The following is a 10,046-nucleotide window of genomic DNA, read 5'->3' on the forward strand; positions in this document are numbered from 1 at the left end:
CCCGTAGGCAATTTTAATTGCCGTCCTCAAGGACAGTGAACACAATACGAAAAATCTGCGACAATACACTTATGCCGAAATAGGAAACGCACTGTTGACCCGACAGGAACGGCCCGACCGTAGGCAAGAGACGGCGAGTTGTCTCGGCTAGGGGTAGAAACATATTACTTGCCCAAGGGCAAACTAATGTGTTTCAGGGGCGTGGGGGTGAGTACATCCTCTCGTACAGTACTCGCGCCTGGAGGTAAGCGCAAAGCGCACGCTGCGCGAACGTGAGGTAGTGAGGCGGAACCTGAACAGGAACCACTCCGCTACGCTCGCAGGGCTGCTAAAAGCCCCCGCATTCTATGCGTGGGGAATGCGTTACATCATATTTAATGGATCAATATCAATTGTTAAACTGACAGACTGAGGACAAAGTTTACGCACTTCCTCCCAATCTGGCAACTGTGGCAAGGCATCGGGCGCAAATTTTAGCAATATCTGCCAGCGGTAACGATTCGCTACCCGTAAAACACTAGCTGGTGCTGGTCCCAAAATGTCTAACCCCTCATGTTGAGGCAAACTAGCTGCTATAATCTGTGCCGTATTCTCCACTTGGATTGCCTCGGGACTGCTTAAGCGCAATAAAATCAATCGTCCGTAGGGAGGATAATTGAGTGCTTGCCTTTGTTCCAATTCGACATCTATGAAAGACTGATAATTGTGATTTTGTACTGCTTCAATCACAGAATGTTCTGGGGTGTATGTTTGGATAATCACTCTTCCTGGCTCTTCTCCTCTACCAGCACGTCCAGCAACTTGTGTTAGGGTTTGAAATGCCCGTTCGCTGGCGCGATAGTCTGATAAATGCAGCAACCCGTCAGCAGCCACAACACCCACAAGTGTGACTTGAGGCAGATCCAATCCCTTGGTGAGCATTTGCGTACCGACTAACAAATCTGCTTCACCGTTCGCAAACTGAGTCAGAAGAATACGGTGCGCTCCCTTTGTACGGGTGGTATCGCTATCAAAGCGGATGCAGCGCAATTCGGGAAACTGTTTTGCTAACTCCTGCGTGACTCGTTGGGTACCACTGCCGAAAAATTTCAGGTATGGAGAACTGCATTCAGGGCAGTTTTGGGGATGCGATCGCACAAAGTTACAGTAATGACACCGTAGTATTTGTGGTGCATTCTCCTCTGTGTGGTGATAAGCCAGCGACACATCACAGTTTGGACAATCCAGCACATATCCACAACTGCGACAAGAGACAAATGTGCTATGCCCCCGACGATGGATAAATAAAATTCCTTGCTGACGGCGTTCTTGCAGCTGCTGCAAAGCTTGTTGCAGGGAACGACTAAAGATAGAACGATTTCCCTGCTGCAATTCTTGCCGCATATCCACAACTTCTACAGGAGGTAGAGGACGGGAGTAGATGCGATCGGGGAGGGAGAGGTAGTGGTGGGCAGATAAGGGAGATGAGGGGGACAAGGAGGTATTTTCTCCCTTGTCTTCTTTGTCTTCCCCTGCTCCCCCTGCTCCCCTGCTCCCCTGTTTCACCGCTTCCCCTACACTCACCCACGTCTCTAGTGAAGGGGTTGCCGAACCTAGCACCAAAGGACAGTTTTCTAATTCGGCTCGCCATTGGGCGACGGTGCGGGCGTGGTAGGTGGGGATGGGAGAATCTTGCTTAAAGCTGCTGTCGTGTTCTTCATCCAATATGATTAAGCCTAAGTTTGGTAGAGGGGCGAAAACTGCACTTCGCGTCCCTATAACAACTTGGGGTTCTCCTGTCAACATTTGTCGCCAGGTATCGTAACGTTCACCGTCTGAGAGGGCGCTGTGGTAAACGCTGACTTTGTTCCCAAAACGAGCGCTGAAACGGTCGGTTAGCTGGGGTGTGAGTCCAATTTCTGGCACTAAGACGAGAGCAGACTTGCCTTTCGCTAGTAGAGGGGCTATTGCTTGCAAATATACCTCTGTTTTTCCAGAACCTGTGATACCATGCAACAGCACTGTAGCACATCCATCTAGATGGGTAATGACCCCTAACGCTTGCGATTGAGCTGGTGTTAGTATTTTTGTCTGTTCCACTGCTAGCAAACCCCCTTGCGTCCCATCTGTAAGTGGGGGGAACACAGGAGGAGTTCGTAAGACTTCTCGGTCTTGGATGACGATGTACCCCTTTTGTTCTAACGTCTTAAGAATGGATGTACTTGTGTTACAAACTTGTAACAGTTCAGTTTGCCACAACTCGCCGCCGCGCCTCCGCAGCACTTCCAAAACTTCTCGCTGGCGAGTGGTTAAGTCACTGTCAGATGTACTGCCTATAAGTGTGACTGCTTTTTGCTGTTTTGGTCGAGTTGGTCGTGGGGGTTCTAAATAACTTTCCACTAAACCCCGTCGCTGCAACTCCCGGACACCCCGGTAAGCTGCTTTTACTTGGCGTTGCAGGTAGGCGAAGCTGTAATCTCCATCTGCTTGTGCTTGTAAAAGTTCCAGAATTTGCTGTGCTGCGCTTGAGAGGAAGGGTAGGGGAGATGAGGGGGATGAGGGAGATGAGGAGGATAGGGAGAGTGTCGGCTTGTCGTTTCTAACAAGGCGGATCCGACGCTGCGATCGCCCTAACAAACCGGGTGGTAAAGCGACACGTATAACTTGAATCAGGGGTGTGTAGTAGTATGCTGCAACTCGATTCAAAAGTTCCCAATAAGTCGAGGGAAAAAAGCCTACACTAACGACATCTTCTACATTCCGAACTTTTTCTAGTGGTAGATCGGCTGGAGGTTGTGTTAGAAAACGAATGGCGATTCCTCCTAACTGTTGCGTACCAAATGGCACACTTAAAATATCCCCTGGTTTTACTTCCAACTGATCGCTCAGTCGATAGGTGTACAGTCCTGAACTTCCCGGACAGTCTACTAGCACTTCAATCCAACGATTCTCAGTTCTTCCTGACTGGTACGATTCTCCAGCTTGGGCAACTACCAAAGGAGGCAAACTAACGCCATTCATGTACATAGTTTCTAAATTAATAGAACAGATATTTCTCTTACCAAAACAGTCCTAAGTGACAAGTGCCGAGTGCTTAGATATCCCCTTTTTGTTTTCCATCCTCCAGAGTACTCAAGCCCTTAAGAAAATAGCGATAAGCCCGTGAATTGATTCTTGGAGAAAAAGAAAATTTTTTCCTTGTTCTATCCCCTGGATTCATCCATAGGGATTGGCTCATAACTCAGGACTTAGGACTCAGCACTGATAAACCAGTTTGTCTATCTTAACCAAGTTTCCTCAGCTCTTACTGTATGCATTCGTTAACCAAAAATGTAATTGGCAATACTGTCATTAGACATAATACTTGATAAGTTTCGTCTTAGGTAATTCGGCAGAAAATTACTCCTAACTGTAGAAGGCAATTTTGATTGAATGTCTACTCAACGAAAGAACGACAATAGCCGCTTTTTTCAGAAGATTTTCTCTGATTACTAAATAGGGGATAAGGCTTTTCCGCCTATTGATAGATATTCTATGCTGTAAGTATGTGAGATCCTTTATCAGGAGAATAGATTGCTAAACTTTTTACTTGCCAAATTCCTTGTACTGGGGAAAGCTCAAGAGCGATGCATAACCCCACTATCAAAACTCAAATACATTAAGCGACTACCAAGGCATAAAAACTCAAATATTTAGAAAATTACATGAATATTTAAGATTTTGGAGTGAGGCAAATGGAGTTTTTATATTTGTTAAAATAGGGCAATTTTGATTGAGGAGGGTGTGAAATATTTTTTAATTAAGAAAAAAAGAGGAAAATATGTGTTGGCAGTCTGAGAAAATGTTTATCAGGTGCAACTACCAGGATTAGTTAAGAACAGTATCTATCTGGAACCGACAGATGAAATCAACTGAGGTTTAAGTGTTAAGGATGAAGTATGAATAAACCCCAAGAATAAATTCAGGGGGGATTGTCTGCCAGTGTTCCCTATTTTTTCATTCTTATGCCTTGATCCCAGCAAATGGTAAGTCACCTTCCAAACATCTTTCCAGTCCTGAGCCTAAGACACTTTTGCCAAAGCGGGAAATTCCTGTAATAACAGTATAGATAACGTTGATCAAACTCACAGAAATTATGGACAAAGGCTCGGATTCTATGATTCAACGGGTGTATTTGTCCCTCAGAAAAACCACCAAGCATTTTTGCAGAGCAGCTGTCACTAATTATGTACCAAACAGAGCAACAATCCCTGAAGGAAACTATGAATATTGCTGACTTGGGAACAATGGAAACAATGGGAAGTGCTGCTGATAATGAAGAATTATTTATCACGTTAGATGCAGTGGCAGATGAAGAAGCCCCAATTGTTGTAGAAAATTTGGAAGCCGAAGATCGCGCAGGAGATCAAATGGCGGCGGCTCGTCCCTCGGGATATAACAAAACCGAGTATGATGATGCCGTCGGCGCTTTTTTTAAAGAAATGGCTCGATACCCGTTGCTAAAGCCAGATGAAGAGGTGGAATTAGCGCGCAGAGTCCGGTTTTTAGAGGAAATTAGAGAATTACAAGCTTCCTTGTCTGAACAATTAGGAGATCAAGCGAATAAGGCAACTGTCGCTTCCCATTTGGGGATGACAGAAAAACAACTAGAACATCGCTTGTATCAAGGGCGAGTCGCAAAACGTAAAATGATTCGCTCTAACCTACGGTTGGTAGTATCTATTGCTAAACGATATTTAAATCGCGGAGTTCCTTTTCTAGATTTAATTCAAGAAGGAGCGATGGGGTTAAATCGTGCTACGGAAAAATTTGACCCAGATAAAGGATATAAATTTTCTACCTATGCCTATTGGTGGATTAGACAAGCAATTACACGGGCTATAGCCAACGATGCGCGGACAATTCGCTTGCCCATTCATATTGTTGAAAAACTTAACAAGCTTAAAAAAGCGCAACGCGAACTCAAACAGAGACTAGGGCGCAATCCTACCGAAGAAGAAATGGCGGAAGCTTTGGATGTTCCCGCGCCACAACTACGCCAGTTGCAACAACTACGACGACAAGCACTTTCCCTCAACCACCGTGTTGGTAAAGAAGAAGACACGGAATTAATGGATTTGCTAGAAGATGAAGATAACCTCTCTCCAGAGGCGAAAATGAACGAAAGCATGATGCGCCAGGAGATTTGGGAAGTCTTAGGTGACGTACTCACTCCACGGGAAAAAGACGTCATCTCTCTGCGGTACGGTTTAATTACCAGCGAACCCTGTACCTTGGAAGAAGTTGGCACTATGTTCAATCTTTCCCGCGAGCGAGTTCGCCAAATTCAAAGCAAAGCTATGCGGAAGTTGCGGCGTCCTCACATCGCCAAACGCTTAAAGGGGTGGCTAGTATAGTCAGCAGTCAACAGTTAGCAGTCAACAGTTAACAGTCAATACTCAAGAGCAACCAGCGCTACAGGAGAGTTTGCGTCTGTAGACAACTGGTGTTCTAGAGTCAAAAAACTTATGACTATTGACTATCGACTATAAAATATGGACTAATGACTTATGACTAACAACTCATGACTCATAACAAATGACTTCGCCTAGCGATTTAATTTTGCGTTTTGCTGAACCAGCCGATTGCGATATATTGTTTAAACTAATAAAAGCGCTGGCAGAGTACGAAAAATTATCTCATGCCGTCACTGGTGATGCTGTGGCACTAAAGGAGCATCTATTTGGCTCCCCTAAATACGTAGAAGCAATATTAGCAGAATATACAGGGCAAGCTGTGGGGTTTGCCCTATTTTTTCATAATTATTCAACATTTTTGACAAAACCAGGAATTTACTTAGAAGATTTGTTTGTTTTACCAGAATATCGGCAACAAGGTATTGGCAGAGAACTCATCACCAAAGTAGCGCAGATAGCTGTAGAACGAGATTGTGGAAGGTTAGAGTGGAGTGTTTTGGATTGGAACGAACCAGCGATCGCATTCTATCGCCGTATGGGAGCCACTATTTTAGATGATTGGCGAATTTGTCGCGTTACTGATGAGACGCTGATCAAATTAGGTTGTCAGGGATAGAAATACATTGACAAAATTCATAAAATATGTATTTTTATGTAGTTTAATTTAAGTTTTTACATTAACCTAAAGCAGATTCCTGACTTCAGCGCGTAAAAGTATTTTAAAGAACCTAGGCTTTTCCTAACACAGACGCTAGGCAAACACTAACGTTGGCTCATCGATGGAATGCTACTTGAAAATATAGCAGCATACGTGCTGGAACAAACCGACAAATGCTAGAAGTAGCTCACGCAAAGACAAGCCAGCGCTGCAGGAGGGTTTCCCTCCGCAGGCGACTGGCGTTGCAAAGAGAACCTTTTTAGTATCTTTGTGTATTTGCGTGAGATAAATTTATGAATTCGCTTCCTGTACCAGAATACTACATATTTTTCTTTTGAAGAAGTTTTACACCTTGTCTTTTGACAATTATTCTGATCACCCGTAAAGTGACGAAGTTTCTTACTAAGCTAAAACACCTATTGATTGCCTAGTTTTAGAGTGAGGGTTGTCTTTTGTCATCAGTCGTTTGTAAAAACACGGGTACTTATGATGCTCATCACAAAAAATCAGGTGCAATTTTTATGTGGAACAGCTTAGAGTGGTGTGTCATGAGAATTTTGTGTGGTGACAGAGAAAATGAAATTTAGTTTCCTCATTTTTCAAATTTTATTAATTAACTTTGCTTTCGCTTCCGTTACCTTTGCAAAAGAAAATAATTTAGTTCCTAAAAAGACTTCTATAAAGAAGACATCAGAAATTCCATCTTTAAATGAGATAAAGCAACCATACACCAGTGCAGAATTACTGACTCAAACGCCAGCCCCATCTAAAAAGCCACAAACAACTGATAACCCAGAACCAAATTCCACACCAAACGAGTCAGAACCCACGGTTCAAGATGATGCCATTATTATAGATGTGACAGGGGAAAAAGATGACCTTCCTCAATCTACTCCGACATATGTTATTGAAAAAGAGGAAATTGAAAAACAGGGTGCGACAAGTGTATCTGATGTTTTGAAAAAATTGCCTGGATTTGCTATCAATGATACAGGTCATGGTGCAGATATTCACACAGGTACATACTATCGCGGAGCCTCGATTAACCAGTCTGTATTTCTTATTAATGGCAGATCTATTAACACCAATGTCAACACCTATCATGGTGCAACGGATTTAAATAGTATTCCTGTAGAAGCTATTGAACGAGTGGAGTTGTATAGTGGTGCAGCTTCTACTCTTTATGGTTCCTCAGCTTTTGGAGGAGTTGTTAATATCATCACTAAAGAAGGTAGCCGTGTTCCTCGCTTCAATGCGGCTGCAGAATTTGGTTCTTTAAATTTTAATAATCAACAATTAAGCTATGGCGGTGCAACTGGCTCTTTAAGATATAACCTGAGCTTTGAAAGGAGTTTTATAGATAACCGTTACCGCGTTCCTCTTGGTGCAGCAAATCGTGATGAGCGAGGATATTTATTTAATGCAGATACAGCAAGAAGCACATACTTTGGCAGTTTTGCCTTTGATGTAGATCCTAGGAATACCTTAAGTTTAGATGTAACTACACTTAGCAGTCGTCGGGGATTAATTTATTTTGGCTTTCCTTTACAAAGAGACCGACTAGACCACGATAATTTAAATATTGGCTTTTCTTGGAAAACTCGCCTTGGTAATGGGAACACTTCTGTTCTTACAACCACATTCGGTTATAACCAAGATTACTTTAACACTTACGGTCCCAGCAGCCAATTTTACCGTACAGGGAGTTTAGATACACAATTATATACAGCTAGGGTAGACCATACATGGCAACTGACCCCAAATTATAAATTGCGTTGGGGATTAGATTTGCAAAACACAGATTTAAATGGAGATGTATTCAGTACAGTTCCTGATCGAATTACCTCGAATGAAAATGAAAGCGAGAGTTTATTGAATACCGCATTATTTGCAGTTAATACTTTGAATATCAGCGATAATTTTCAGGTAGATTTGGGTTTGAGACAAAGCTTTGATAGCAAATTTGGGAATTATCTCAATCCTAGTGTGGGATTTAAATATGATATTGTTCCTGCTTTAGCTGTGCGGGGAAGTTGGGCGGGAGGACAGCGCAATCCTGGTTTGGATCAGTTGTATGTTTATGATACGGTACATGGATGGCTACCTAATCCTGATTTAGAACCAGAAACTGGCTCATCTTGGACTGCGGGAGTTGATGTTAAGTTTTTGGAGAATTTAGTAGGACAGTTCACTTACTTCGGCAGTAGTTTAGATAATCGCTTGGGAGTCGTACAAGGAAAATGGGCAAATATTGGGTTAGTTGATACCAATGGTTTAGAGGCGGCGCTGCGGTGGACAATTGGTTCTGGGTGGTCAACTTTTGTCAACTACACATACACAGATGCCAAAATACAAACAGGACCAGAAAAAGGGTTACAATTGGGCTTAATTCCCTACTCTGTCGCTTCTGCTGGTGTTGGTTATGAAAACAGAGGCTGGCAGGCTAATTTGTATGCGACTTATTATGGTGGCGCTCGTCGAGCTATATATACAAGAACCGGAGAGTCAATTACAGAGTTCTCGCCATCTTTCTTTAATTTGGATTTTAGCGCTCGTGTTCCTGTTACAAGAAATTTGGGGTTGACGGTTTACTTAGAAAATTTACTAGATGAACAATACGAGCGAGTCAACCGTATCTATAGCCCTGGGTTTACGTTCCGCTTGGGTTTAACGGCTAATATTTAAGAGACGTGCCAGAGACGCGCTATGGCTCGTCTCTACATCTGTTCGCGTTAGAATGGCTGTTATGAGAGCAAGAATTGAAAACAGCGTGCTTTTTCTCCATCAAGAAGATGTGCCAGAGTACAAAAAAGGCGGTTCCGTGGTGAGGAACAGTTATTTCTGGGCGCTGCGTTCAATTGCGGGTAGGGCTTCGCGTTATGGTGATTGGGAGTACGAGCCTGAGGTTTGGTTAGCGTTGGCGCGGATGCTGTTATCCTTCGCCGAGTCTAGGTATTTGGGGCTTAGAGAAACTGTGTTGGAGTTTCCTCTATCTCAAGGGGAAATTCCTGATGTGCTGCGAGATGTTTCCACTTGGGAATAGGATAGCACTGGAGGCTACTCCTTTGCTGCCCGAAGATTACCGTAAGGTGTGCAGGCGAGCAGAGAAGCAGGGGAGCAGGGGAGCTCTTGAGCAGGGGAGAAGAAACTACATCGGTAATCTTAGAGGATGTCTGAAAAGTTTGTGGACGGTATATTTTGTCATTCTGAGCGTAACGAAGTGGAGCGAAGAATCCCTGTTTCTCGTTAATTTTTGAGATGCTTCACTGCGCTGGCGCTCCGTGCCTCGCAGAGCGAGGAGCTACGCTAACAGCATGACATTTTTGACTTCTCAGACATCCTCTTACACTCCTGATGGGAGTAAGCTTGAGAAAATTCATTTTCAGGCTGCGCTTGGGAACGAGAAGAATGTAGCAACGTTTACAGACAAGCTTAATATTAAATTAATTCCAAAAATAGATATATTGGTGGGCAAAACTAGCTACGCTAGTTTTGCCCGGCTGCAAAGAAATTAATCTATTGGAGAGTTATGGATAGCTGTGAGATGTTTCTACTTGGCAATAGAATAGAACTGGAGGCGGAGCCTCAGAAAATTCATTTCCAGGCTGTAGCCTGGGAACGAGGAGAATGTAGCAGCATTTACAGACAAATTTAATATTAAATTAATTCCAAAAATAGATATATTGGCGGGCAAAACTAGCGTAGCTAGTTTTGCCCGGCTGCAAAGAAATTAATCTATTGGAGAGTTATGGATAGCTGTGAGATGTTTCTACTTGGCAATAGAATAAAACTGGAGGCGGAGCCTCAGAAAATTCATTTCCAGGCTGCAGTCTGAGAAGAGAATGTAGCAGCATTTACAGACAAATTTAATATTAAATTAATTCCAAAAATAGATATATTGGCGGGCAAAACTAGCTACGCTAGTTTTGCCCCCTTGCAAAGAAATTAATCTA

General features: G+C 43.2%; 6 protein-coding genes. 5 read left to right on the forward strand and 1 reads right to left on the reverse strand.

What is annotated here, in order from left to right:
• Positions 1-363: 363 nt before the first annotated feature.
• On the reverse strand, positions 364-3,006 hold the full coding sequence (gene priA / locus AACT52_RS26385) for a primosomal protein N' (RefSeq protein WP_073633993.1): 2,643 nt from the start codon (positions 3,004-3,006) through the stop codon (positions 364-366).
• Between the two features lie 1,199 nt (positions 3,007-4,205).
• Here priA and AACT52_RS26390 point away from each other — a divergent pair.
• The 5 genes from AACT52_RS26390 (at position 4,206) to AACT52_RS26410 (ending at position 9,608) form a co-directional block, all read left to right on the forward strand.
• Complete coding sequence (locus AACT52_RS26390; RefSeq protein WP_073633994.1) at positions 4,206-5,375, forward strand: RpoD/SigA family RNA polymerase sigma factor; 1,170 nt, start codon at positions 4,206-4,208, stop codon at positions 5,373-5,375.
• 181 nt (positions 5,376-5,556) lie between these two features.
• Complete coding sequence (locus AACT52_RS26395; protein ID WP_073633995.1) at positions 5,557-6,051, forward strand: GNAT family N-acetyltransferase; 495 nt, start codon at positions 5,557-5,559, stop codon at positions 6,049-6,051.
• Positions 6,052-6,669: 618 nt separating this feature from the next.
• Positions 6,670-8,778 (forward strand): TonB-dependent receptor plug domain-containing protein, encoded by a 2,109-nt coding sequence (locus AACT52_RS26400; RefSeq protein ID WP_073633996.1) that lies wholly within the window; start codon positions 6,670-6,672, stop codon positions 8,776-8,778.
• 61 nt (positions 8,779-8,839) lie between these two features.
• The gene (locus AACT52_RS26405; RefSeq protein ID WP_073633997.1) at positions 8,840-9,136 is read left to right on the forward strand and encodes a hypothetical protein; all 297 of its coding nucleotides are present in this window, start codon (positions 8,840-8,842) and stop codon (positions 9,134-9,136) included.
• A gap of 271 nt (positions 9,137-9,407) precedes the next feature.
• Complete coding sequence (locus AACT52_RS26410; RefSeq protein ID WP_073633999.1) at positions 9,408-9,608, forward strand: hypothetical protein; 201 nt, start codon at positions 9,408-9,410, stop codon at positions 9,606-9,608.
• Positions 9,609-10,046 lie beyond the last annotated feature (438 nt).

The sequence above is a fragment of the Scytonema sp. HK-05 genome, from assembly GCF_963872035.1.
Taxonomy (GTDB): Bacteria; Cyanobacteriota; Cyanobacteriia; order Cyanobacteriales; family Nostocaceae; genus Kalymmatonema.

Bases quoted from the DNA above. Each gene is read 5' to 3' on its own strand.
- priA (WP_073633993.1), bottom strand. From the start codon at position 3,006: ATGTACATGAATGGCGTTAGTTTGCCTCCTTTGGTAGTTGCCCAAGCT.
- AACT52_RS26390 (WP_073633994.1), top strand. From the start codon at position 4,206: ATGTACCAAACAGAGCAACAATCCCTGAAGGAAACTATGAATATTGCT.
- AACT52_RS26395 (WP_073633995.1), top strand. From the start codon at position 5,557: ATGACTTCGCCTAGCGATTTAATTTTGCGTTTTGCTGAACCAGCCGAT.
- AACT52_RS26400 (WP_073633996.1), top strand. From the start codon at position 6,670: ATGAAATTTAGTTTCCTCATTTTTCAAATTTTATTAATTAACTTTGCT.
- AACT52_RS26405 (WP_073633997.1), top strand. From the start codon at position 8,840: ATGAGAGCAAGAATTGAAAACAGCGTGCTTTTTCTCCATCAAGAAGAT.
- AACT52_RS26410 (WP_073633999.1), top strand. From the start codon at position 9,408: ATGACATTTTTGACTTCTCAGACATCCTCTTACACTCCTGATGGGAGT.